The 23,895-nt window shown below is 73.1% G+C and carries 19 protein-coding genes and 2 pseudogenes; 12 read left to right on the top strand and 9 right to left on the bottom strand.

Annotation, left to right across the window (positions count from 1 at the left end; all coding sequences use genetic code 11):
* Positions 1–3: 3 nt before the first annotated feature.
* The 8 genes and pseudogenes from IO39_RS09785 (at position 4) to IO39_RS09755 (ending at position 10,722) form a co-directional block, all read left to right on the top strand.
* On the top strand, positions 4–978 hold the full coding sequence (locus tag IO39_RS09785) for a hydroxyacid dehydrogenase (RefSeq protein ID WP_157548118.1): 975 nt from the start codon (positions 4–6) through the stop codon (positions 976–978).
* A 26-nt stretch (positions 979–1,004) separates the two neighbouring features.
* Positions 1,005–2,060, top strand: a complete 1,056-nt coding sequence (locus IO39_RS09780; protein ID WP_043619482.1) for a LacI family DNA-binding transcriptional regulator — start codon at positions 1,005–1,007, stop codon at positions 2,058–2,060.
* A gap of 111 nt (positions 2,061–2,171) precedes the next feature.
* Positions 2,172–3,443 carry a M60 family metallopeptidase gene (locus tag IO39_RS09775; RefSeq protein WP_052422659.1) on the top strand — a complete coding sequence of 424 codons (1,272 nt, stop codon included), beginning with the start codon at positions 2,172–2,174 and terminating at the stop codon, positions 3,441–3,443.
* A gap of 9 nt (positions 3,444–3,452) precedes the next feature.
* A complete protein-coding gene (locus IO39_RS09770) occupies positions 3,453–4,844 on the top strand; it encodes a M60 family metallopeptidase (protein WP_052422658.1) in 1,392 nt (463 codons plus the stop codon).
* A pseudogene (locus tag IO39_RS59620) lies at positions 4,841–5,275 on the top strand (hypothetical protein); the annotation flags it as partial. The gene IO39_RS09770 and the pseudogene IO39_RS59620, both read left to right, overlap by 4 nt.
* Positions 5,187–7,160 carry a polysaccharide lyase 8 family protein gene (locus IO39_RS09765; RefSeq protein WP_281200067.1) on the top strand — a complete coding sequence of 658 codons (1,974 nt, stop codon included), beginning with the start codon at positions 5,187–5,189 and terminating at the stop codon, positions 7,158–7,160. The pseudogene IO39_RS59620 and the gene IO39_RS09765, both read left to right, overlap by 89 nt.
* A 2-nt stretch (positions 7,161–7,162) precedes the next feature.
* Positions 7,163–9,010, top strand: coding sequence for a DUF2264 domain-containing protein (locus IO39_RS09760; RefSeq protein WP_043619234.1), 1,848 nt, complete (start codon positions 7,163–7,165; stop codon positions 9,008–9,010).
* Between the two features lie 113 nt (positions 9,011–9,123).
* On the top strand, positions 9,124–10,722 hold the full coding sequence (locus IO39_RS09755) for an AAA family ATPase (protein ID WP_211266954.1): 1,599 nt from the start codon (positions 9,124–9,126) through the stop codon (positions 10,720–10,722).
* Between the two features lie 70 nt (positions 10,723–10,792).
* Here IO39_RS09755 and IO39_RS09750 read toward each other — a convergent pair whose 3' ends face one another.
* Complete coding sequence (locus IO39_RS09750; protein ID WP_043619231.1) at positions 10,793–11,230, bottom strand: nucleoside deaminase; 438 nt, start codon at positions 11,228–11,230, stop codon at positions 10,793–10,795.
* 70 nt (positions 11,231–11,300) lie between these two features.
* Positions 11,301–12,086 carry an LLM class flavin-dependent oxidoreductase gene (locus tag IO39_RS09745; protein ID WP_043619228.1) on the bottom strand — a complete coding sequence of 262 codons (786 nt, stop codon included), beginning with the start codon at positions 12,084–12,086 and terminating at the stop codon, positions 11,301–11,303.
* A gap of 93 nt (positions 12,087–12,179) precedes the next feature.
* On the opposite strand from IO39_RS09745, the gene IO39_RS09740 reads away from it, so the two are divergent.
* Positions 12,180–12,626, top strand: coding sequence for an Lrp/AsnC family transcriptional regulator (locus IO39_RS09740; RefSeq protein ID WP_043619226.1), 447 nt, complete (start codon positions 12,180–12,182; stop codon positions 12,624–12,626).
* Between the two features lie 39 nt (positions 12,627–12,665).
* Here IO39_RS09740 and IO39_RS09735 read toward each other — a convergent pair whose 3' ends face one another.
* From IO39_RS09735 to IO39_RS58830, 6 genes and pseudogenes are all read right to left on the bottom strand, one after another.
* Complete coding sequence (locus IO39_RS09735) at positions 12,666–13,487, bottom strand: MOSC domain-containing protein (RefSeq protein ID WP_043619223.1); 822 nt, start codon at positions 13,485–13,487, stop codon at positions 12,666–12,668.
* 205 nt (positions 13,488–13,692) lie between these two features.
* The gene (locus IO39_RS09730; RefSeq protein ID WP_157548117.1) at positions 13,693–14,865 is read right to left on the bottom strand and encodes an MFS transporter; all 1,173 of its coding nucleotides are present in this window, start codon (positions 14,863–14,865) and stop codon (positions 13,693–13,695) included.
* A gap of 67 nt (positions 14,866–14,932) precedes the next feature.
* Positions 14,933–15,283 carry a hypothetical protein gene (locus IO39_RS57560; RefSeq protein ID WP_043619220.1) on the bottom strand — a complete coding sequence of 117 codons (351 nt, stop codon included), beginning with the start codon at positions 15,281–15,283 and terminating at the stop codon, positions 14,933–14,935.
* Positions 15,284–15,314: 31 nt separating this feature from the next.
* Positions 15,315–15,842 (bottom strand): annotated as a pseudogene (locus IO39_RS59615) (YcaO-like family protein); the annotation flags it as partial.
* Positions 15,839–16,774, bottom strand: coding sequence for a SagB/ThcOx family dehydrogenase (locus tag IO39_RS09720; RefSeq protein WP_052422657.1), 936 nt, complete (start codon positions 16,772–16,774; stop codon positions 15,839–15,841). The gene IO39_RS09720 and the pseudogene IO39_RS59615, both read right to left, overlap by 4 nt.
* Positions 16,775–16,985: 211 nt before the next feature.
* Complete coding sequence (locus tag IO39_RS58830; protein ID WP_281200066.1) at positions 16,986–17,114, bottom strand: hypothetical protein; 129 nt, start codon at positions 17,112–17,114, stop codon at positions 16,986–16,988.
* A 354-nt stretch (positions 17,115–17,468) separates the two neighbouring features.
* Between IO39_RS58830 and IO39_RS09715 the strand changes: the two genes are divergently transcribed.
* Both IO39_RS09715 and IO39_RS09710 read left to right on the top strand, forming a co-directional pair.
* Positions 17,469–19,451 carry a vWA domain-containing protein gene (locus tag IO39_RS09715; RefSeq protein WP_043619208.1) on the top strand — a complete coding sequence of 661 codons (1,983 nt, stop codon included), beginning with the start codon at positions 17,469–17,471 and terminating at the stop codon, positions 19,449–19,451.
* Positions 19,448–20,806, top strand: coding sequence for an extracellular solute-binding protein (locus tag IO39_RS09710; protein ID WP_043619207.1), 1,359 nt, complete (start codon positions 19,448–19,450; stop codon positions 20,804–20,806). The genes IO39_RS09715 and IO39_RS09710 overlap by 4 nt, the downstream gene beginning before the upstream one ends.
* Positions 20,807–20,922: 116 nt before the next feature.
* On the opposite strand, the gene IO39_RS09705 is transcribed toward IO39_RS09710, so the two are convergent.
* Positions 20,923–22,572: an FAD-binding oxidoreductase gene (locus IO39_RS09705; protein WP_043619476.1), complete on the bottom strand. Its 1,650-nt coding sequence runs from the start codon at positions 22,570–22,572 to the stop codon at positions 20,923–20,925.
* A 291-nt stretch (positions 22,573–22,863) separates the two neighbouring features.
* Here IO39_RS09705 and IO39_RS09700 point away from each other — a divergent pair, with 291 nt between their 5' ends.
* Complete coding sequence (locus IO39_RS09700) at positions 22,864–23,847, top strand: AraC family transcriptional regulator (RefSeq protein WP_043619202.1); 984 nt, start codon at positions 22,864–22,866, stop codon at positions 23,845–23,847.
* Positions 23,848–23,895 lie beyond the last annotated feature (48 nt).

Here is a 23,895-nt window from a genome sequence, read left to right as displayed (position 1 = left end):
GCGATGGCGCCCGGAGTCCGAGAGGAGGTGTTCGGCGGCGGAACGCTGCGCAGGCTCGGCGATCTGGTCGAGGTCCACGATCAGGTGCTGCACGAGCTGAGCTCGGCCGGCGCGCTGGACACGATCGCCGGGGCGGAGGTCCTCGTCACCGGGTGGGGCTGCCCGAGGATCGGCGCCGACCTGCTCGACCGGGCACCCGCCCTGCGCCTCATCGCGCACGCGGCGGGCACGGTGAAGACCTTCCTCGACCCCGCGGTCCTCGACCGCGGGGTACGGGTGACCAGCGCCGCCGACGCCAACGCGGTGCCCGTGGCCGAGTTCACCTACGCCGCCATCGTCTTCGGCGCCAAGCGCGCCTTCACCCTGGCCCACCGCTACCGCGAGTCGGGCAGCCGGCGCGACTTCACCGGCCTGGCCTGGCTCGGCACCCGCGACATCACGGTCGGGCTGGTCGGGCTGTCGCGGATCGGGCGCCGGGTCATGGAGCTGTTGCGCGGGCTCGACGCCGAGGTGCTGGTGTACGACCCGTACGCCGAGCCCGCCGAGGTGGCCGCGCTCGGCGGCACGGCCGTCGACCTCGACACGCTGGTCAGGCGGTCACATGTGGTCAGCCTGCACGCCCCGCAGACCCGCGAGACCCACCAGATGCTCGACGCCAGACGGCTGTCGCTGCTCGGAGACGGCGCCGTCGTGATCAACACCGCCCGCGGCGGCCTGATCGACACCGAGGCGCTGGTCAAGGAGGTACGCAGCGGCCGGTTGGACGCGATACTTGATGTCAGCGACCCCGAACCACTGCCGGGCGGACACCCGTTGTTCGACCTGCCCAACGCGTTCGTGACCCCGCACCTCGCCGGTGCCCAGGGCAACGAGCTCACGAGGCTGGCCGAGTCGACGCTCGCGGAGATCGCGCGCTACACGACCGGGGAGCCGCTGCTTCACCAGATCCATCGCGACGAGCTCGACCGAATGGCATGATCGTCAGCCACGGAAAGGAGGGGCCGGTGACCGAGCAGAGCCTGGCGACCATGGCGGATGTGGCGGCGCGTGCCGGGGTCTCCAGCGCGACCGTCTCCCGGGTGATCAACGGCAACTATCCCGTCTCGGCCGCGACCAGGCAGCGGGTCGAGCAGGCCATCGCCGAGCTCGGATACGTCGCCAACGCGCATGCCAGGGCACTGGCGGGAGTCACCAACAGGACCGTCGGCATCATCATCAACGACCTGGTGGACCCCTTCTACGCCTACATCGCCCGCGGGGTCGAGCGCGAGGCGACCGCGCACGGCCGGCTGTGCATGGTCTGCTGCACCAAGGGCAGCCACGAGCAGGAGCTGGCGCTGATCGACCTGTTGCACGAGCAGCGCGCCGACGCGGTGATCCTGGTGGGCGGCGCCTACGAAGACCGTTCCTACGCCGCGCAGGTCGCCCGCAGGGCCCGGGCGCTGCACGCCAGCGGCTCCACGCTGGTGCTGTGCGGGCGCCCCTCGCTCGGCGAGGACGTGCCGACCAGGACCGTGGAGTACGACAACGAGGGCGGCGCCTTCGCCATCACCGACTACCTCATCACCCAGGGCCACCGGCGCATCGTCTTCCTCGGCGGCCCGCCGAACCTGTCCACCACCATCGCCCGCCTGGCCGGCCACCGCCGGGCGCTGCGCTTCCGCGACCTGCCCCATGACAAGGGGCTGATCCACACCGGCCAGCTCAGTCGCAGGTTCGGCTACGAACGGATGAAGGCGCTGCTGGCCGAGCGTGCCGACTTCACCGCGGTGTTCTGCGCCAACGACACCGTCGCCGCCGGCGCGATGCAGGCGCTGGAACTGGCGGGGGTGCCCGTGCCCGAGGCGATCTCGGTGGTCGGCTACGACGACGTGCCCATCGCGCAGGAGCTGCGCCCCCAGCTCACCACGGTGCGCATCCCGCTGGAGGAGATGGGCCGCCAGGCGGTCCGCCTCGGCCTGGACGTCGGAGAGGACAACGACTACCTCTCCCCCGTGCAGACCGTCGCCGTGGTCGGCACGAACATCGTGGTCCGGGCCTCGGTCGCGCCTGCCAGGTAGCAAGCGCGTACTCCCCTCTCCGACATTCGGCCCAGGCAACTGGGCCAGAAAGCCGTAGAAAGATTCAGTAAGCCCTTGACCGCCTTAGAAAGCGCTTACAAACTCCCTCCCATGACCCCCCTCAGCCGCAGATCCTTCCTCATGGCGGGCGGCACGGGCGCCGCCCTGCTCCTCGCCCGGCCGGCCCTGGCCGAGGAGGCCCGCCACACCGTCGTCCTGCGGGCCCGGCCCGGCGCCGAGAGCGAGCGCCTCCGGCTCCAGCAGGCGCTCAGGACCACCGACTTCCACCCCACCGGCGTCCACCTGCCCGCGAACGCCCCGCTGACGGTCGAGGTGGCGGCGCCCGACGGGCTCCTGCCCACCCTGCACGTCGGCGCCCCGGACACCCACGCCGACGTCACCTACAAGAACCCGCGCGCCTACCCGCTGACCGCGGGCGCCAACACCGTCACCGACCCCGGTGGCGGGCTGGTCTACCTGTCACTGGTCGGCGACGGGCAGCGTGCCAGGGTCCGGTTCCGGTCGGGCGGGGTACGCGTTCCGACGTTCAGGCTGGGCGAGACCACAGAAGAGAGCTTCCAGGCGCAGCTCGACACGCTCACCGACGCACCCCAGGCCGAACTGGTGTCGGAGCGGGCCATCGTCTCGATCAGCCGTGAGGGCATGCTCGCCTGGCGGGATCAGGATCACACGGCCCTGCTCAGGCTCCTGGAGACGATCATCGCTTCGCACGCCGCGATCTCCGGGCTCTCCCCAGCGGAGCGTTCCCCGCTGCCCTTCCACCTCGTCGAGGCCCCACGGATGCCGGCCGGCGCCGGAGCGTACGCCACCCACGGCTGGACCGCCTACCCGCGCACCTACCTGGACCGGCTGATCACCGTGGCCGGCCTGCGCACCAGGGGCTGGGGCGTCTACCACGAGCTGGGCCACCTGCACCAGCAGATGGCCTACAAGCCGGGCGACCTCACCGAGGTCACGGTCAACATCTACTCGCTGGCCGCCCAGCGCACCCTCGGGCAGCCGTCCAACCTGGTCGTCAACGGCTCCTTCGGCACCGCCCTGGCCAAGCTGCCCGCCGCCGACTATCGCAAGCTGGGCGCCTACGAGAAACTCGTGCCCTTCCGCCAGCTCGAACTCGCCTTCGGCGAGGACTTCCACCCGCGGCTGCACCGCCTGGTGCGCGCCGAGCGGCCGGACTCCGACTACACCGAGTCGGCCAGACGCTGGGGGTACCTCGCGCTCTACACCTCCAGGATCGCCCGCGCCGACCTGTCTGCCTTCTGGCGGCGATGGGGCGCTCCGCTGACGGACGAGCACCTCGCTCAGGTGGCGGCGCTCGGCCTGCCCGCCCCCGCCATCGACCCCTCGACGCTGACCGACTAGGAGGCGACCGTGCCCCTCACCCGCAGGACCCTCATCACCGGCCTGACCGCCGCCGGCGCGGCCTCTCTGCTGTCCCGGCCCGCGTCCGCGGCCCCCGTCCCGGCACCCAGGACCGTCGTGCTGCGCGGCCGTCCCGCGGCGGAGGCCGAGCGGCTGCGCATGCAGACCGTCTACCGCACCACCGAGTTCGTGCCGACCGGGCTCTACCTGCCGCCCGGCCGCGCGCTCACGCTGGAGGTGCGGGCGAACGATGGCGTGTTGCCCGTGGCCCACGTCGGCGCGGCCGACACCAACCCTGACACCGCCTACCGGTATCCCCGCGGCTACGCCCTGGCCGAAGGCGTGAACACCATCTCCGACCCGGGCGGCGGCCCGGTCTACCTGTCGATGGCCGGCGACCGGCGGGCGCGGGCCGTGGTGCGGTTCGGACCCGAGGGCGTGCCCACGCCGACGTTCGTGCTGGCGCCGAGCAGTGGGTGCGGCGACCCCGCCCTCGCCACGAGCCGGGCCTGGCAGGGCCGGGCGGGCTTCGCCGCTCCCGTGTTCGCCGCCCGGGGCACCACGGAGGCCGAGTTCCAGGCGCAGGTGGACACGCTGACGGACGCGCCGTTCGTGGAGCTGGTCTCACCGCAGATGATCGTGACGGTCCGGCGGGAGACCTTCCTCCAGGTGCGCGATCAGGACCACGCCGAGCTGATGCGGCTCCTGGAGCAGGTCGAGGACGTCGAAGCGGCCGTCTCGGGGCTCGACGGCTCGTCCGCGCCGCACGCCCCGACCCCGCTCGGGCGGCACCTGATCAACGTACGCCCCGAGTACGGCCCCAAGTCCACGGCGTACGCCACCCACGCCTACACCGCCTACTACGACGCCTACACCACCACTCGCCTCCTGCTGCCCGACAAGGTGCGGACCACGGGGTGGGGCGTCTACCACGAGCTGGGGCACCAGCACCAGCAGATGGCCTGGCGGCCGAGCGAGCTGACCGAGGTGACGGTCAACATCTACAGCCTCGCCGTGCAGCGCCACTTCGGCATGCCGTCCAACCTGGTGACCAACAAGGCGTACGAGACCGCGCTGGCCAAGCTGCCCGTCACGAGCTACGCGGGGCTGGGGGCGTTCGAGAAGCTGGTGCCGTTCAGGCAGCTGGAGCTGGGCTTCGGCGACGGCTTCTACCCTCGCGTGCACCGGCTGGTCAGGGAGGAGAGGCCGGCCTCCTCCTCCGGCGACTCCGCGCGCCGTTTCACGCTGATGGCGCTGTACTTCAGCCGGGCCGCCGGACACGACCTCACCACGTTCCTGCGGGCGTGGGCGTTCCCCGTACCGGAGAGCGGCTACGCGGAGCTGGCCGCGCTGGGGCTGCCCGCGCCCGGCATCGATCTGACGGCGCTGGTGGAGCGATGACCAGCCGCCGCGCCTTCCTCGGCGGCCTGGCCGCCGTGCCTCTCCTCGACCGGCACTCCGGCGCGCAGGCCGGTCAGGACGCCTTCTCGGAGCTGCGGGCCAAGGCCGCCGTCCTGTTCACCGGCGGCGGCGGCCTCGACCCCGGCGACCCCGTCTTCGCCGCGCCCCTGGCCCGGCTGGACGCCGGCGCCCGGGCGCATCGGGCGGCCATGGAGCTGTCGCCCGGCCGTGCCTTCCTCTGGCCCGACCTCCCGCTGACCGGCGTGCCGGGTGACATCGCCGGCAGCTACCAGCGCCTGCGCACGCTCGCCGTCGCGTGGGCCAGTCCGGGCACCTCCACGCATGGGAGCGCGTCGGCGGCCGAGGAGATCCTCTCCGGCCTCGACTTCCTCTACGAGCGCGCCTACAACGAGACCGGGCGCGAGACCGGCAACTGGTGGGCACTGGGAGATCGGCGCGCCCCGTGCCCTGATGGACACGACCGTGATCATGTACGACGTGATCAGCGCCGAGCAGCGGGCGGCGTGGACCCGCGCCGTGGACCGCTTCTGCCCGAACCCCGACCGCAGAACGAACCTCACCGACTTCGCCGAGACCGGCGCCAACCGGGCCGACAAGGCGCTCATCGTGGCCCTGCGCGGCATCGTCGGCGCCGACGCCGCCAAGCTCGCGCTCGCCCGCGACGGCCTGTCCGACACGCGCGACGCCGGCAGGCGCACCCTGTTCGGCCTCGTCACCTCGGGCGACGGCTTCCACGCCGACGGGTCGTTCATCCAGCACGGCGTGGTCGCCTACACCGGCTCGTACGGGGTGGTGCTGCTGCAGTCCCTGGCCACGACCCTGGGGCTGCTCGGCGGCAGCGCCTGGGCGGTCACCGACCCGGCGGTGGGCGTGGTGCTCGACGCGGTCGAGCACGCCTACGCGCCGTGGATCCACGACGGGCTGATGATGGACAGCGTGCGCGGCCGGGCCGTGTCACGGCAGTTCAACCGCGACCACGACGCCGGCCGCGACACCGTCGACGCGATCCTGCAACTCGCCACGGGCGCCGGCGAGCCCTACGCGACCCGGTTCCGGCAACTGGCCAAGGGCTGGATCCGGCGGGGCCGCTTCCTCGACGCCGCGAACGTCGCCGCCACCGCCAGGGCCGCCGCGCTGCTCGGCGACGACGCGGTGACCGCGGCGCCACGCCCGCGCGGCCACCGCGTGTTCGCCGCCATGGACAGGATCGTGCACCGCCGCCCCCGCTGGTCGTACGCGATCAGTCTGTCGTCGCGGCGGATCACCATGTACGAGTGCGGCAACGGCGAGAACTACCGCGCCTGGTACCAGGGCGACGGCGCCACCTACCTCTACCTGGACTCCGACCACTACAGCGACGGCTACTGGCCGACGGTGGACTCCTACCGCCTGGCCGGCACCACCGTGGACACCCGTCACCGCGACCCCGCCGTCTCCGTCAGCGGCACGGGCGCGTTCCGGCCGGCCAACGCCTGGGCGGGCGGCGTCACCGCCGCCGGTTACGGCGTGGCGGGCCTCGACCTGGCGGCGGCGGGCACCACGCTGACCGCCAGGAAGGCCTGGGTGTGCCTGGACGACGCGGTGGTCTGCCTCGGCGCCGGCATCACCAGCTCCGACGGCCGCCCGATCGAGACGGTGGTGGAGAACCGCGCCACCGCCGCCGCCCTGACCACCGGCGACGGCTGGGCCCACCTCGAAGGGGTCGCCGGATACGTCTTCCCGTCCGGCCCCGCGCCGCGGGTCCTGCGGGAACGCCGCACCGGCGCCTGGCTGGAGATCAACGACGGCCCCGGCACCAAGGGCACCGCCGATCCCGTGACCCGCGACTACACCACCCTCTGGTTCGACCACGGGACGAACCCCTCGGACGCGACCTACGCCTACATCCTGCTGCCCGGCGCGACCCGCCGGCGGACCGGGGACTTCGACGGGGCCCGGATCCTCGCCAACACCGGCCGCGTGCAGGCGGTACGCGCCCACGGGCGCTCGGCCGGCGGCGGAGAGGTGCTCGCGGCGCTGTTCTGGGCGGCCGGGGAGGCGGGCGGGGTGTCCGCCTCGTCGCCCTGCGCGGTCCTGATCAGGCGGGCGGCCGGCCGGATCACGGTGGCGGTCTCCGACCCGGGTCGCACGACCGCCACCACCACGCTCACCTTGCCGTACCCGGCGCACCGCCTCATCGAGGCCGGCGATACGGTCTCCGTCACGACGGGCGAGCGGCCCCGGCTCACCGTCGACCTGGCCGGCTCGGCCGGCCGCACCCACACCGCCGTACTGGCCACGGGGCGGAAAGGCTGAACATGATCCCTCCCTACCTGCCACTGCCGCCGTCCGACCGGGTGCTCTCCCCGCGCACCGGCTGGACCCGCGCCCATTGGGAGGCTCTGGCCGACCACCTGCTCGAGGCCGTCACGCCGTACGCCTCGCCGGGACAGGCGCAGATCCGGCTGCCCGGCCGGGCGAGCTGGTCAGGCGTGGCACTGGACGGTCTGGAGGGATTCGCCCGCACGTTCCTGGCCGCCGCGTTCCGGATCGCGGGCGCGCGCGGGAACGTGCCGCACCTCGTCGAGAGGTACGCCCGAGGTCTCGCCGCGGGCACCGACCCGTCCGGCGGCGAGTCCTGGCCGGTGCTGACCGACTGCTCCCAGCAGATGGTGGAGGCCGCCTCCATCGCGATCGGCCTGCACGAGACGCGGCCCTGGTTGTGGGACCAGCTCGACGACGGCGTGCGGGAGCGGGTCGTCGAGTGGCTCGGCGGCTTCGTCGGCAAGCGCACCTGGGACAACAACTGGATGTTGTTCCAGACCGTGACGGAGGAGTTCCTCAAGTCCGTCGGCGGGCCGTACGAGCAGCGGGAGATCGAGCGGGGCCTGGAGCGCATCGAGGACTGGTACGTCGGCGACGGCTGGTACACCGACGGCGGATCCCGGAACTTCGACTACTACTGCGGCTGGGCGCTGCACCTGTACCCGCTGATGTGGACCCGCATGTCCGGCGACGCCGGGCGGGCCGCGCTGTACGCGGGGCGGCTGCGCGAGTTCCTGGGCACGTACCAGCACTTCTTCGGCTCCGACGGCGCGCCGGTCCACCAGGGCCGCTCGCTCACCTACCGTTTCGCCGCCGTCGCGCCCGTCTGGCTGGGCGCCCTCGCCGACGCCACCCCGCTCACCCCCGGGCAGACCCGCAAGCTGGCCTCCTCCGTCGTGCGCCATTTCGCCGAGCGTGGCGTGCCGTCGCGCGACGGGCTGCTCTCCCTCGGCTGGTACGAGCCGTTCCTGCCCACGACGCAGGCCTACTCGGGGCCGGCGTCGCCGTACTGGGCCTCAAAGGCCTTCGTCGGCCTGCTGCTGCCTCCCGACCATCCGGTGTGGACCGAGCGGGAGCAGCCGCTGCCCATCGACGAGCGCGACGTGACCGCCGCCGTCCCGGCGACCGGCCTGCTCCTGCACGGCACCCGCCACGACGGGATCGTCCGGCTGCTCAACCACGGCAGCGACCACGGCGCCCCGCCCGACGACCCGCACTACGCCAAGCTCGCCTACTCCACCCGCACCGGCCCCGAGAGCGCCGAGCACGCCTGGCCCCGCGACCTCGACAACCACCTCGCCCTGGTCGCGGCGGACGGCACCCCCTCCCGCAGGACCGCCATCCGGCCGCTGTCCTGCCGCGACGCCACCGCCTCATCTTCGTCCGCGACCGGAACGGGCGCCGTGATCACGACCACCTCGACCGTGTCCGGCCCCTGGGAGATCCGCGTCCACGAGATCACCGGCGGCGAGGGGGGCACGGTGCGCGAAGGCGGCTACGCCCTCTCCGACACCAGCCCGCCCGCCTCGGTCACCGGCGACCGCTGGGCCCTGGCCCGCCGCACCGACGGCCTGACCTCCGCCGTCATCGGCCTGTACGGATGGGAGCGGGCGAGCCTGTCCCGGGAGGTGGAGTCGAACGCGTTCGGCCCGCACTCGGCCATCCCCTGCCTGCACGCCGGCACGCCCGGCCTGCACGTCTCCCTGGTGGTCCTGTCGGGGGACGAGGTGCACCCGGGCGCGCTCCGCGACGCCATCACCGTGGACGTACGCGACGAGGCGGTCGTCGTCACCTTCCCCGGCGGCACCTCCACAGCGGTGCCTCGCACCCCCGTGGATTGATCAGGCACCGGGCCGGACCGGAACCACGACGCCCGGAGCCGGCAGAGCGAGCCCATCCCGCAAGAACGCCTGAACGCCCTGCCTCGACCTCGCGAAAATGGCAGACTGTGACCATGCGGCCACCCCGAGCGAAGTACTTCAACACCACCGGTCCCTGCGACCCTCGGCTCCACTACATGCTTCCCCCCGCGCCACGGCTTCCCGAGGCGCGGACGCTGATCGAGATGGACCGCTACTTCGTGCTGCACGCGCCCCGGCAGACCGGCAAGACGACCATCCTGGACACCCTGGCGTCCGACCTGACCGCCGAGGGCGACACCGCCGCCCTGTCGCTCTCCTGCGAGCGCGCCAAGGCGGCCGGCGACGACTACGCCGCCGCGGAGTCGCTGCTGCTGGATTCCCTCCGCGAGGCCGCCGACCTGTCGGGCTGGCCGGAGAAGCTGCTGCCGCCGGATCCGTGGCCTCAGGTCACGCCGGGCAGCCGGTTCGGGGCGGCGCTGAGCGCGTGGTGCCGGCGCTGCCCGCGCCGGGTGGTGCTGTTCCTCGACGAGATCGACGCTTTGCAGGGCGACAGCCTGGTCAGCATCCTCAGCCAGCTCCGCGACGGCCACAACAAGCGATCGAAGGGCTATCCGTTCCCCACGTCACTGGTGCTGTGCGGGCTGCGCGACCTGCGTGACTACAAGGTTGCCTCCGGCGGCGACCCCAGCCGGTTCAACGCGGCCAGCCCGTTCAACATCATCGCCGACTCGCTGCGCCTGGGCGACTTCACCGCCGACCAGATCGCCGAGCTGTACGACCAGCACACCCGGGCGACCGGCCAGGAGTTCACCAAGGACGCGGTCGACCGAGTCTTCGAGCTGACCTGGGGCCAGCCCTGGCTGGTCAACGCCCTCGCCCATGAGATCACCGTCAAGATGGGGGTGACCGGGACGATCGGCGACAAGCAGGTGGAGGACGCCAAAGAGCGGCTGATCCGGGCCCGCGCCACCCATCTGGACTCTCTCGTAGCCAGGCTGCACGACCCGCGGGTCAAGCAGGTGATCGAACCGATCCTGGCCGGCACGTGGCCCGGCACCGACATCGCGTTCGACCATGCGGCCTCCTACACCCACGATCTCGGCCTCATCCGGGGAACCAAGGACCTGCAGATCGCCAACCCCATCTACCGGGAGGTCCTGCTCCGCGTGCTGGGCGACCGCACCGAGCGGTTCGTACGCGCCTCCCCGCACAACTTCGTGCTCTCCGACGGCCGGTTCGACCTGCCCCGCCTGCTGCGGGAGTTCGTGGTGTTCTGGCGCGAGCACGGCGAGGTCCTCATCCAGCAGGAGGGCTACCACGAGGCCGCCTGCCAGATCATCCTCATGGCCTTCCTGCACCGTCTGGTCAACGGCGGCGGCTACCTCGACCGCGAATACGCCGCCGGCACCAAGCGCCTGGACGTGCTCGTCCGCTGGCCGTACGACGGCCCCGACGGCGAACGGCTCATGCAACGCGAGGCCATGGAGCTGAAGGTGTGGCGACCGGGCGCGGACGACCCCGAGCCCGAAGGACTGGCCCAGCTCGACCGCTACCTCGACCGCCTCACCCTCACCACCGGCGTCCTGGTCGTCTTCGACCGCCGCCCCGAGGCCCCGCCCTGGAAGGAACGCGGCAGCTTCGCCCGGGCCACCACGCCGTCCGGCCGCGAGGTGACCGTCCTGCGGGCGTGACGAATCGGCCGTTCGCACGCTCGACCACACTCGCCGCCGGTAAGGGAGGCCCGTTCCGCCGGCGGGGTGGTCACGAACTCCGGTAGTAGGCGTCGATGGGGGCGCGTGCCTCGTCGAACAGCGCCGGGCCCTCCTGCTCGACCGCCGGCCAGGCGCCCGAGCCCGGGTTGAGCTCGACGAGCTGCTCGGTGGAGAGCGCGTAGACGACCCGGCCCAGCCCGGAGCGGACGATGCCGCCGGCGCACATGCCGCAGGGCTGGCAGCTGGTGTACATGGTGGTGCGGGCGGCGGTGCGCTCGTCGAGCTCGCGGGCGGCCCAGCGGGCGAGCTTGAGCTCCGGGTGGGCGCTGATGTCGTTGTCGCGGCGTACGGTGTTGTGCGCCTCGGCCAGGATCTCGCCGTCCGGGCCCGCCAGCAGGGAGCCGTACGGCGCGTCGCCCAGGGTGACGGCGCGCGCCGCGAGGCCGATCGCGCGCCGCAGCAGCCTCTCGTCGGCAGCCGTGATCATCAGCGGCCTCCCTTCTCGCCTGCTGCCGTGATCACGGGCAGTCCTCTCGTCCCGTCGGCAGTGGTGATCATCAGCGGTTCCTCCAATGGGTGGCGACGGCGGTGAGAGCGTGCCACGCCGTCTGCGGCCGGCGGGTCTCCTCCGGGTCGCGGTGGTAGGGGTCGAGGACGACGGTGGCGGCGCCGAGCAGGCGGAGCTGGTCGAGGTCGTCGAGGATCTGCTCGATGGAGCCGACACCGGCGGGGCGTTCGGCGTCGACGACCGGCGCGGTCGTCAGCCGCAGGAAGATGCGCGGGGCGAACCCGGACAGGCCGTGCTCCGTCACCGCCGCGCGGATCCAGGCCAGGGTGCCGTGCAGCGGGTGCCAGGGGGCGCCGTACGCGACGGCGCGCCTGATCCCCGCGCCGCTGTTGCCGCCCACCCAGATCGGGTACTCCGCCCCCCGCAGGACGCTCAGGTATTCGTCGGTCAGCTTCCCGCGTTCGGCGAACGGCACGCCCAGCGCTTCGTACTCCTGACGCGACCAGCCGACGCCCACCCCCAGCACGAACCTGCCCCCGCTCAGCCGGTGCAGGCCGGTGGCCATGCGCGACACCAGGAGCGGATGCCGGTAGGGCAGGACCAGCACGGTCGTGCCCAGCTTCACCCTGGTCGTGACTCCGGCCAGCCAGGACAGCGTGGTCAACGGCTCGTAGAACGGCTCCGGGTAGCGTTCGGCCACGTCGGGGGTGACGGCCACGTGGTCCGACATCATGAGCAGGTCGAAGCCGAGCCCTTCCACGATGCGCGCCCACTCACGCAGCACGCCGGGATCGGTGCCCGGCCCGAAGTTCGGTACGTTGACGCCGAGTTGCATGGCAGGAGGCTATCCCGGTCATCGTCGCCGCCGGAACCCAGCCTTCCCGGCCTTTCCGGCCTGTCGCCGGGAATCTACCGGTAGATTCTCCTCATGACCGTCAATCTCGACGAGGTGGACTGGGCGATCATCAATCAGCTGCAACAGGACGCCCGCATCTCGCTGAGCGAACTGGGGCGGCGCGTGAATCTCAGCCCGTCGGCCACCACCGAACGGGTCCGCCGGCTGGAGTCGCAGGGCGTCATCACCGGCTACCACGCCACGGTCGACCTGACCAAGGTCGGCTACCCCGTGCTCGCCCTGGTCCGGCTGAAATACCCGGGCAACCGCCACCAGCCCCTGCGGGAGCTCCTCGCCGAGCGGCACGAGATCCTGGAATGCCTGCGCACGACCGGCGACGACTGCTACACGCTGAAGGTGGCCGCCACCTCCATGGGGCATCTGGAGACCCTCATGGACGAGCTGGCCGGCCTGGGCAGCACGACCACGAGCGTCGTCTACAGCCGGCCCCTCCCCTACCGCGGCCCCGGCCGCCCCTGACCGTCCCGGCTCTCCACGTCCGGCCGCCGGGCAGCCGGCTCAGGACAGGACGGTGACCGGGTCGCCGATACGCAGCTCGCCCCGGTCCCAGGGGACCAGGCGGATGCCGAACCAGGTCTTGCCGTCCCAGCGGCGATGGCGGGCGAGCGTGCGCAGCGGCTCCTTGCCCTGCGCCAAGGTGACCGGGTCGTAGGTGGTGGCGGCGCAGCGGTCACAGCGCTCCGAGACGCGGAAGGCGAGCGCGCCGATGCGGATCTCGCGCCAGTCGTCCTCGGCGTACGGGGGCGCGCCGTCGATCACGAGGTTGGGGCGGAACCTGGCCATGTCCAGCGGCGCGGGCGGGTCATCCTGGCGTTCCCGGGCCTCCTCGCGGATCCACTCGTCCAGGCGGCGCAGTGAGGAGCGGGAGGTGAGCAGGACGGGGGCGTCGCCCGCGAGGCTGACGACGTCGCCGGGCAGGCCGCCGTGGGAGGCCGGGACGGCGCAGCGGCGGGGGTCGTCGAGCCAGACCAGGCGGGCCGGTTTGCCGAGCAGCCGGGTGAACCAGGCGTGCGCGGTGGGGTCGGCGAGCACCACGCTGTCCACTTCGGCGAACCCCACCGGAACCCGCTCTCCGGTGGCCGGCGGGACCTTCAGCCGGGGCAGGCCGGGCGCGTCGAGCAGCAGCCCGTCCTCGTCCGTGACGCGGGCGACGACGGAGAGCAGCCGGGGGTTCTCGCCGAGCCAGTGGATGTCCCCCTGCTCGTCCACGACGGCCCAGCGCCGGTCCTCCGCCAGCCCCCAGGGCTCCACGACCGACGAGTCCACCATTCGCCCCGCCACCGACTTAAGCGGATATTTCCGGATCTCCGCTAACTCCATTCCCACACGGTACGTCCGGGAGAGCCCGTTCACGAGGACGCGGCCACCCCCGGGCCCACGCCCCGGCGGCCGCCCGTCCGTACGTCGCCCGTCCCGGACGGATGAGCTCCGGTCTTCACCCGGCGGCGCGCCCGCCGGAGGAGGCGCCGGACGGATCGCGGCCTGAAACGTTCACGGAGCCGCCGCGCGCCGGGCCGCCAGGTGATCAGCCGACGGGCCGGAACTCGAACCTCCGCCCCACGACGAGCACCAGCGACGCCAGCAGCCCCGTCGCCGCCGCGAGGGCCAGCCAGCCGAGCGCGCCGCCGGACGAGACGACCAGGCCGAGCACCGCCGGGGCGGCGGCCGACGCGAGACCGTGCAGGGTGCCGAAGGCCGCGCTGTACTGGCCCTGCAGCTCGCCCGGCACCACCCTGAACTGCAGGTCCATCGCCCCGGCCGCCAGCGTGACCTCGCCGAGCGAGTAGACGACGGCGAACCCCAGCACGAGCACGGCCGCGGTGACGAGGGAGGCCCGCGCCGTCCAGGCGAAGACGAGGTAGGACGCCCCGATGGTCACCCCGCCCAGGAGGAAGGCGAGGACGGCGCCGCGCCCGGAGCTCACCCGGGCGTTCGCGTGGAGCTGCAGCACCACGCCCAGCACGGTGTTGACGACCAGGGCGATGCCCGCCAGCCAGGTCAGCCGCGGATGGGTGAGCGCCAGCCAGAGCGGCACGGCGAAGGGCAGGACGTGGTTGTGCACCGAGATGAGCGCCGAGATGCCCGCGAACGTCATGAACCGGCGATCGCGATAGACGTGGAACAGCCCGGCCGGCCGCCCGGGGCCGGTCGCGGGGCTGCCGGGCACCTCGAGTCTCCCGGCCAGCAGCGCGCACCACAGGAAGGTGACGAGGTTGACCGCGACGGCGACCAGGTAGCCCTCCGGCGCCCCCACCGCGAGCACGCCCGCGCCGGCGAGGCCGCCCAGCGCGAGGCCGGCGGTCAGGAAGGTGCGCAGCGTGGCGCGCGCCAGCACGGCGTCGGCGCCGGCGGCGCGGCGGATGAGCGCCACGTTCGACGACATGCACAGCCCCTGGCCGAGGCCGGCGAGCAGCCCCGCGGCGACGAAGACGGCGGTCTCGCCCGCGGCGAGCATCGCCGCCATGCCTGCCAGGGACACGACGAGACCGGCCCGGAACACCCGGCGGGGTCCCCTGGTGTCGGCCAGCCGGCCGCCGACCAGGTCGGCCGCCATGGCCAGGAGCATCGCCGTGAAGAGCACCGCGGAGACCAGGGTCAGCGAATGGCCGAGCACGGTGGTGAAGTAGAGGGCGCTGATCGTGGCGTAGAGGCCGTTTCCGACGGCGTTCACCCCGGTGATGAGGGCCAGCAGCGTCATCGCGCGGGAGCCGCGCACAACACGCCAGGCGCGCGCGTATGCCGAGATCAGGGATGCCTCCGGGTCATCAGGAAACGTCCAGCGGGATCGCCACGGTTTCCGGGTTGTATTTCGCGAGCAGGTAATAGGGCCGCAGCGCGCTGATCAGGGCGTCGGCGCCGGAGATGCCGCGCATTCTGGCGGCGATCTCCAGCTCGTCCGGGCCGACACCGTAGAGGTCGCCCGCCAGTTGCGCCAAGCGTTCGTCGGGGATGCCCTCCACGGAGAAGCCGGGGCGGCGGGACTCGGCGTCGCGGTTCATCGCGGTGGCGAGGCGGTGCACGTCGAGCGCCCGGGCGTCGAGCCCGGCGCGGCGCAGCCGGCGGCCGGCCTCGGCGTCCGGGGTGACGTCGGGCAGCAGCCGGAACGCCCTGGTCACCGCCTTCCTGAGCAGGGCGGGGGGCGGCCAGCCCGTTCGTCGAGGGCCGGAAGAGGGGGATCGCCCAGCGGTCGCGTACGGTGCCGTCGAGGCGGACGAGCTCGTGCGGCAGCCAGCGGGGCCGGTCGCCGTCGCGGGCACCGGGCAGGACGGGCTGCGCGCGGACCCAGTCGAGGCGCGTGCGCGGGGTCAGCAGGCTGCCGTAGGCGAGCGGAAGGCGCGCCGGGTCGTAGGAGAGCTCGGGCCCGAGACCTTCCGGGGTGTCCCTTCGCACGCTCGCCCGGGCGGTCTCCGCGTGCCAGAGCTCGATCGACTCCATCACCGCCGACGCCTGCGCCAGCGCGTCGGTCAGGCCCTTGCCCTGCGACACGGACAGAGTGGTGGACAGGGGCCGGCACGCCTGCCACACCGGTATGCCGATGTGGTCGAGGCCGGTGATGTCGGCGATCCGGGTGATGCCGACGCGCGGCAGGTGCGGGGCGACCCGGCTCAGCGTCTCCTCGGGCGGGACGGCGCGGTGGGTGCCGGCCCGCACCGCCTTGCCCGGCCCGCGGCTCATGCGCGGCCCGGGGCCGGCCCGGCGCCTATCACCGCGCACCCCATGACCAGCTCCGTGGCGTCGTCGAGCTCCAGCAGCCGGGAGAGGGTCTCGTCGCGCAGCGCCGCGGTGAACGTGCAGGAAAGCCCCATCGCCGCCGTCAGGAGATAGACCGTCTGGCTCAGGTGCCCGACGTCGTAGTGCAGGATGCGGTAGGAGCGGGAGACCTTGTACTTCCACTTGTTGCGGGCGAACACGCTGGTGAAGAAGAGGTACGCGGACGCGTCGCGGGTCCAGGTCTGGTCGCCGCACACGTGCACCAGCAGGTCGTCGGCGAGCGGCGGGGTGAGGCGGTCGAGCACCTGGTGCCGGGCGTCGTAGTGGTGGAGCCCCTCGGGGACGCCGGCCACTCTGCGCGCGTAGACGTAGAGCTCGGTCGGATGCCTGCCGCCACCGGACGGGCTCGTCTTGAGCGTCGTCCGGCTGACGTCGCTGCTCCTGATCGGCGCGGCCGTGATCGCCAGCAGCGCCGCCAGCTTCTCCCCCGGTATGTCGTCGCCGGAGAATGACCGCACGCTGCGCCGGTTGTAGAGCAGCGTCAGGAGATCGCGTTCGACGAGCGTGCCGGCGCAGGAGGCGTCGGCCGCGAACGGGACGCTGTCGAGCGCGTCCGGGTGTTTCTTGAACGCCGGCGGCGGCGGGTCGGCCGCCAGCTTGCGCCGGAGCTGCTCGTCCTGCTCGGCCTCGGACAGGAACAGGTTGGAGTCGAGGAACCGGGTCGAGTAGTGGAACGCCCTGGCGAGGGGCGACCAGGGGGCCCACGCCGCGCTCATGTGCTGCTCCCGGAGGTCGCGGGGCGAGCCCAGCTCGACGAGGATCTCGGCGCCGACGAGCGCCCGGATGACGCGTTCGGCGTGCTCGCGGCTGTGGGGGTCGTCGTGCCCGGCGAGCACCCGCGCTATTTCCCGCGGGCGTCTGAAGGCCGCCAGAAATGTTTCCGTGCCGCTCGCCAGAGCGACTTGCCGATGGTTGAGATAATCGTCCCAGACGAGATGTCCGTCGTCCACGTAAAGGACGCCGCAGATGGAGGTCCGATGCATCGCTTTTCTCTGTCGAGGGGCCGGGGCGACGGGGGCTCGGCTGCCGCCCCGGCGGGTTTTCCGGCTACGGCAGCTCGATGCTCTTCCAGTTGGGGCTGTAGGAGTCGAGGGACTTCTCCGTCTGGGCGTAGCCGTCGGTCCTGGCCTCGAAAGCGAGGTCCTCGTCGGCGGGGAACGCGATCCGCTCGGGCATTCTGCATCCTTTCCGCGATCGTCTTGCACGACCATTCGCGAATTTATCAAGGGCCCGGAACGAGCGTCAATTGAATTAAATGCGGGCAAAATTGGGCGCATTTATCAATAAATATCGCCCTATTGTGCGGCGGCCGGCGGCGCGGAGCCGGACCTGCTGCCGGGCATCGTGACGGCGGCATCGTGACGGCGGGCGGCGCGGCGGCCGGGGCGTGGCCGCACGCGAGCGCGCCGGCGGCGTGAAGCGAAAAGGCATTGCCGCCACGGCGGGCAGGTCCAGCGGTTAGTATCCCCAAGCGCCACCGAACGTCGCCAACCCGTTCCCGTACGCCGCGCCGGTCCCACGGAAGCCCCCATGCCGTCATCACGTTCGCGCGAGCACGACCCGCACGACGGCGGAGACGAGAGCCCGCCGCCGCGCCAGGACCACCCGCGTGCCATCGTGGTCCAGGCGGTGGTGAGCACGCTGGTCGGCGTGATCGTCACCCGGGTCTGGACCGATTTCGCCACCTTCACCGACCGGTTCCCCGGCGGCCACTACGTCGGGATGGCGCTGCTCGTCGGCGTGGCCTTCCTGGTCCTGGGGGCCGCGTCCCGGCTGAGCCCGCGCAGGCTCCGGCGGGCGGTCGCCGAGCGGGCCGGGCGGGTGTGGCGATGGCTCTGCGGGTGGATCCCGCACGGCCTGCGCCGGCCGGCGGCGACGCTGCGCCTCGCCTCCGTGTTCCGGCTGCTGCCGGCGGTCTACCTGGCCGCCGTCGCGGGGGCGTGCGTGGTCGCGCTGGGCCTGGGGGGCGGGTGGGCGTACCGGCAGCTGGGGTTCGTGCCGTGCGGCTCGCCGGAGGAGCTGACCGTCATGACCGCGCCGGAGAACGTGGCCGCGCTCCGCGCCGACGTCGAGAAATTCGTCCGTGACCGGTCGGAGCACGGGTGCGCGCTGCACCGCGTCTCGGTCTATCCCGAGGCGTCGGTCGAGGAGCTGGCGTACGGCTTCGAGAACGACTGGCAGCGCGACGGGTACAACCAGCACGGCGACCCGTACACGCGGCTGCTCATCCCGCGCCCCGACCTGTGGGTGGCCACCACGACGGAGGAGCTCGGCCTGGTGCTCGGCCCGGCCTCGCCCGTGGCGGCCGTCCCGCTGGGCGAGGCCGGCACCGACCGGATGACGCTCGCGGTGGCGAACCTGCGCTACGGCGACTTCGACCGGTTCCTGCCCGGGCGCGGCCAGGGCCGCAGCCTCGACGCGGCGCTGTCGGCCGCCAGGGAGCGGCTGCGGATGCGCCTGGTCTATCCCGAGCCGAGCCTGTCGGTGGCCGGGCTGGTGGCCGCCGCGCAGGTCGTCGACACCGACAGCGGCAAGGACATGGCGCGCAGCGCCGGGCTCGGCGGCACCGTGGTGGAGACGCTGTGCCGCTTCCGTACGGGACCGGCGGGCGAGCGGCGGCACCTCGCCTTCCTCGTGCCGTCCCGCGCCGTCGACGACCTCAACGCCGGCGGGCCGGGCCTGCCCGGCTGCCCGGGCCCGCCACTGAGCAACTCCGACGCGCTCAGGGACGTGAAACCCGAGGGTGGAGCGCTCCTGACGCACCCCATCTACGGGCTGACCTGGCCCGGCGACGACCGCGTGCGCCAGGAGGCGGTGCGCGAGCTGGCCGGCTGGCTGAGGGACAGGCGTCCCCTCGACGCGCGCCCGGGCCCCGCCGGGACGCCGATGAATCACGACCTCGGCGCCGTCCGCGAGCGGATCAGCGCCAAGCTGCCGTCCATGAGCGTCCAGGTGGCGCTGGACGGCTCGGGCTCGATGGCGGAGTCGCCCTCCTCGCTGCTGGCCAGGATCCGGGACGCGTTCGCCGCCGTGCGCCCCGCGCTGGGCCTCGACGACAGGCTGTCGGTGAGCCTGTTCCACCGGCCCGCGGACGGCGGGCGGGTGGTCAGGTTCGACTCCGCCGTCTACCACCGGCGCGACTGGGACCGGCTGCTGACCCGGCTCGTGCCCGGCCCGGCGCGCGCGAGGGACGCGCCGATCTCCCAGGTGCTGCGCGAGCTGGGCGGCCGGCTCGACGCGCCGGGCAGACCCGTCGTCGTGATCACCGACGGCGGCCCGTTCCGGTCGGACGAGAAGGACGACCAGGTGGCGCGGGCCATCGAGCGGGCGGCGAGGGACGCGCGGACCGTCCTGGACGTGCACATCCTCGTGGTCGGCGACGCGGCCTGCCCGCCCGGGCTCGGGCGGGGCCCCGCGCCCGAGGGCGGGGTGACCTGCGCCGCCGTGGCCCACAACAACCTGGAGGACGCCTTGCGTGACCTGGTCTCCGCGATGCGCGGGCGGGCCCGGTGATCGGCCGGTCGCTCACCGAGCGGGTGGTGGCGGGCGTCGCCTTCCTGGCGACCGTGAGCGTCCTTGCCTATCTGACGGCGACCGGCCGGCCGGCGCGGCCGGAGCGTACGTGCCCGCCGCACCTGCAGACGGGCCTGCGGGTGGCGGCCGGTGACGACATCAGCGCCAGCACCTACCGGCGGGAGCTGTTCGACGAGTGGAACGCGCGGCACCGGCCCCGGGTGACGCTGATCGAGGTGGGCGAGACCACCGACGACGAGCGCAAGGAGATGATCTCCGCGGCCCAGGCCGGCCGCTGCGCCTACGACGTCCTGATCATGGACGTGGCCTGGGTGCCGGAGTTCGCGCGCAACGGGTTCCTCCAGGAGACGCCGCTCACCGAGGAGCAGCGCGCGGCCTTCGTCCCGCAGGCCCTGCGCACCGGCGAGGTGGACGGCACCCAGTACGCCGTCCCCTTCGGCACCAACATCCCCGTGCTCTACTACAAGTCGGACCTGCCCTACCCCCGTGACCTCGACGAGTTCCTGAGTCTGGCGCGACGGCACGGCTACGCCGCCCAGCTCGACGACTACGAGGGCGGCACGGTCAACCTGCTGGAGGCGATGCTCTCCGGCGGCGCCCGGCTCATGGACGGCGACCGCGTGGTGCTGGACGAGCCGGGCGACGCGGCCAGGGCGGAGGAAGCGCTGCGGCGGTGGAGCGAGATGACGCGCGCGCTCCTGGAGCGCCGGCCGGGCCACGCGAACCTCCAGGAGCGCACGAGCATGCGCGAGTTCCGCCGAGCCGACATCGGCTACCTGCGCAACTGGGCGTTCTCCTTCCACGAGCTGGCCGCCGACCCGGCCCTGCACACCGCCGGCGGGGCGCTGCGCTTCGAGGTCGGCAGGTTCCCCACGCGCGGCGTCCTGGGCGGCTTCAACCTGGCCATCGCCAAGGACTCCCCGCACGCGGAGGAGGCGATGGAGCTCATCCGCTTCCTGACCGGGAAGGAGCACCAGAGCAGGCTGTTCGCCTGCGGCGGCTACCCGCCGGTGCTCAGGGCCGTGTACGACGAGTTCCGCACCCGCCCCACGGCCTGCGAGAAGAGGAGCGAGGAGGACCCCCGCGGCGCGATCGGCCCCGAGGACCTGCGCACGCTGGCCGCAGCGGTGCACGCCGGGTTGCAGAACACCGTGACCCGGCCCGCCTCCCCCTCCTACCCGGTGTTCAGCGAGGTGTTCCGCGCCTGCGTGCGCGACGCCGTCCTGGAGGGCCCGGACGCGCCCCCGATCAACTACCCGGCCTTCGCCGCCGCGCTCCGCGACGCCCTGGACGGCCGCCCCGCCGACCGCAACGCCTGCGCCGGATCGGCCTGAGCGGGTCGGCCTGAGCGGGTCGGCCTGAGCGGGTCGGCCTGAGCGGGTCGGCCTGAGCGGGGATCAGCCTGAGCAGGCTCGGGCTGAGCAGGGTCACCCCCGCGCCCGGGCCGGCCTCAGCCGCCCGCCCCCGGCGGATCGATGGACAGGGCGTGCCGGAAGACGCCGCGCGGGTCCCAGCGCGCCTTGATCCGCTGGAGGCGAGGGTGGTTGCCCTTGTAGTAGAGCGTGCTCGCCGGCACGCCCGAGCTGTTCCACTCCGGATCTGCCAGGTCGGCGTCGGGGTAGTTGATGTAGGAGCCGTCGCTGACCTCGCCGGGCACCGGCACGCCCCCGGTGCCGGCGTACACGTCCCGGTAGAAGGCGCGGATCCAGGAGAGCCGGGCCGCGTCGTCCGACTCGTCGGCCCAGGACGTGTAGTAGACCGCCTTCATGACCGAGTCGCGTTGCGCGAGGGCGGTGGCGTGCGGCGGCACCGCGCCCACCTGGCCGCCGTAGCCGATGAGCAGCAGGCCGGCACCGGCGTCACCGCCGGGGCCGGTCAGGTGGCGGTGGACGGTGGCGAGCTGGGCGCCGGTCAGGGAGCGGCGCAGGTAGGCGGCCTTGTTCTTGTACCGGCGGGCGCCCGCGTCGCCGGACTCGCCGGTGCCCGGCCAGGTCATCCTGTGCAGCCACGGCATCGTCCGCCGCAGGTCGGCGACCGGTTCGAGACCAGTGCCCGCGGTGACCTCGGACACGAGCCCGTTCACCAGCCGGTCGGCGCCGGGCAGGGCCGCGTCGGTCTGCACGGCCAGCGAGAGGTACCCGGCGCTGCGGTGCGACAGCATGAGGATCGCGTACAGGCCGGTGGCCGGCGCGCCGGGGGCGCTGTTGCGTTCGTGCCAGGCGCCGAAGTTGCCCGCCAGCCGGGTGAACGCCCGCTCGGTCATGCCCTCCCAGGGCCAGGCGACCACGGCCTCCAGCATGTCGCTCGGCGAGGGCGGCAGCAGCCGCGACGGATCGCCGGTGGCGCCGGGCGAGCGCAGCCAGTAGCGGGTGACCACGCCGAAGTTGCCGCCGCCACCGCCGGTGTGCGCCCACCACAGGTCGCGGTTCGGGTCGCCGGGCTCGCTGGTGGCGACGACCGCGCGGGCGGCGCCGTCCCGGTCGGCCACCACGACCTCCACGCCGTACAGGTGGTCCACCACGGAGCCGTACCGGCGGGACAGGGCGCCGTACCCGCCGCCGCAGAAGTGGCCGCCGGCGCCGACGCCCGGACAGCTGCCCGCGGGGATCGTCACGCCCCATCCCTTGAACAGGGTGCGGTACACGTGCCCGAGCGTGGCGCCCGGCCCCACCGAGAACGCGCGCATGCCGGCGTCGTAGCCGACCTCGTCCATCGGCGAGAGGTCGAGCAGCAGTTTCACCGCCGGGTCGGCGGTGAGGCTCTCGAAGCAGTGGCCGCCGCTGCGCGCGGCGATCCGGCGTCCGGCACGCATCGCGTCGGACACCGCGCGCACCACCTGATCGGTGGAGCCGGCCACCCGGATCTCCTCCGGGCGGCCCACGAAGCGGAAGTTGTTGCCGCGCAGCAGGCCGGTGTACCGGGGGTCGCCGGGCCGGACCGTGACCGGCCCGAAAGCCGAGGGCCCGCTTCCCGCGGGCTCGCGCGCCACGGGACCGCTCGTCACGGGACTACTCGTCACGGGGCCGCTCGTCGCGGCGCCACTCGTTGCGGCGCCGATCGTCACGGCGCCCGTGCCGGTGAGCAGCGTACGACGGCTCACCTGGTTGCTCCTCGGCTGATCCATCCCGGTCCCTTCGTGTCCTGGTCCGCTGACCGCTGGGCCTCATCACCGTCCCAGGGCGGCGACCGGGCGCGCATCAACCGATCGCACGGGCCAGGGGCTGAACCGGGTCCCCGCCGGTCGGCCGTGCCGGACTCCACCGATCGGCTGATCCGGCGGCCCGGGCCGGGGCCCCGGGCCGCCGGAGGCCCGGGGACGCCGCTCCGGGCAGCGCGACGTTGTGCGTCCTTTTACCTGGAACGCCCCGGGCGAGCCCGCCGATCATCTGGTGTGCTCCTCAGCAACCGTGCCGTCTTCGCCAGCTCCGACCTCGACGAGGTCCGCGGCGAGGTCGCCAAGGTGTTCTGCCCGCACCGGCTGGATCTGGCCGGGGACGCGGACCTGCTGTCGGCCCGGTTCAACTCGGTGCAGCTCGGCTCGGTCCGCGTGAGTTACCTCGACTACGGGGCCGGCGTGCACATCGAACCGGGCGACCTCGACACGTTCTTCCTGGTCATGATCCCGCTCATGGGGCGCAGCCTGATCCGCGCCGGCGACCAGGAGATCGTCTCGACCCCTTCCCTGGCCTCGCTGCCCTCACCGACCCGCCACCTCGACATGCGCTGGGCGGCCGGCTGCCCCCAGCTCCTGGTCAAGTTCGAGCGCGTCGCGATCGAGCGCGCGCTGGAGCAGATGCTCGGCGAGCCGCTCGACGGCCCGGTCGTCTTCGACCTCGGCCTGGACCTGACGACGGGCTGGAGCCGGTCCTGGCGGGACCTGGCCGACCTGCTCGTCAGGGAGGCCGAGCGCGACGACGGGCTGAGCGGCCACCCGCTGGCCATCGCGCACCTGGAGAACGCGCTGATCACCCTGCTGCTGACCATGCAGCCCTCCAACTACCTGGAGCGGCTGAGCGCGCCCAGGCCGCCCGCGCTGCCGAAGGTCGTGCGCCGGGCGATGGAGTTCATCGAGGGGCACGCGCACCTCCCGCTCACCACCACCGACATCGCCGGCGCCGTCGCGGTCAGCAGCCGCTCGCTCCAGGAGGGCTTCCGCGCGCATCTCGGGCTGACCCCGATGGCCCACCTGCGGCGGGTGCGACTGGCGCGGGTGCACGACGAGCTGAGCACGGCCGACCCCGCCAGGGCCACGGTGACCACGGTGGCCGCCCGGTGGGGCTTCCTGCACCAGGGACGTTTCGCCGCCCAGTACCGCGAACGGTACGGGCAGCCGCCGTCGGAGACGTTGCGCAGAGGTTCCGCGTCAGGTGGATGAAGTCCGCGTTCAGCGGATGGCCCGGGCGGTCGCGCCGGTCGTACCTTT

This window comes from Nonomuraea candida (assembly GCF_000725485.1).
Taxonomy (GTDB): Bacteria; Actinomycetota; Actinomycetes; order Streptosporangiales; family Streptosporangiaceae; genus Nonomuraea; species Nonomuraea candida.
The sequence above is the reverse complement of the archived record's forward strand: the minus strand, read 5'-3'. Positions and strand labels throughout refer to the sequence as shown.

Excerpts from the sequence above, each read along its gene's own strand:
- IO39_RS09785 (WP_157548118.1), top strand. The coding sequence starts at position 4 with ATGGCGCCCGGAGTCCGAGAGGAGGTGTTCGGCGGCGGAACGCTGCGC.
- IO39_RS09775 (WP_052422659.1), top strand. The coding sequence starts at position 2,172 with ATGACCCCCCTCAGCCGCAGATCCTTCCTCATGGCGGGCGGCACGGGC.
- IO39_RS09765 (WP_281200067.1), top strand. The coding sequence starts at position 5,187 with ATGGGAGCGCGTCGGCGGCCGAGGAGATCCTCTCCGGCCTCGACTTCC.
- IO39_RS09760 (WP_043619234.1), top strand. The coding sequence starts at position 7,163 with ATGATCCCTCCCTACCTGCCACTGCCGCCGTCCGACCGGGTGCTCTCC.
- IO39_RS09755 (WP_211266954.1), top strand. The coding sequence starts at position 9,124 with ATGCGGCCACCCCGAGCGAAGTACTTCAACACCACCGGTCCCTGCGAC.
- IO39_RS09750 (WP_043619231.1), bottom strand. The coding sequence starts at position 11,230 with ATGATCACGGCTGCCGACGAGAGGCTGCTGCGGCGCGCGATCGGCCTC.
- IO39_RS09745 (WP_043619228.1), bottom strand. The coding sequence starts at position 12,086 with ATGCAACTCGGCGTCAACGTACCGAACTTCGGGCCGGGCACCGATCCC.
- IO39_RS09740 (WP_043619226.1), top strand. The coding sequence starts at position 12,180 with ATGACCGTCAATCTCGACGAGGTGGACTGGGCGATCATCAATCAGCTG.
- IO39_RS09735 (WP_043619223.1), bottom strand. The coding sequence starts at position 13,487 with ATGGAGTTAGCGGAGATCCGGAAATATCCGCTTAAGTCGGTGGCGGGG.
- IO39_RS09730 (WP_157548117.1), bottom strand. The coding sequence starts at position 14,865 with ATGACGCTGCTGGCCCTCATCACCGGGGTGAACGCCGTCGGAAACGGC.
- IO39_RS58830 (WP_281200066.1), bottom strand. The coding sequence starts at position 17,114 with ATGCCCGAGCGGATCGCGTTCCCCGCCGACGAGGACCTCGCTTTCGAG.
- IO39_RS09715 (WP_043619208.1), top strand. The coding sequence starts at position 17,469 with ATGCCGTCATCACGTTCGCGCGAGCACGACCCGCACGACGGCGGAGAC.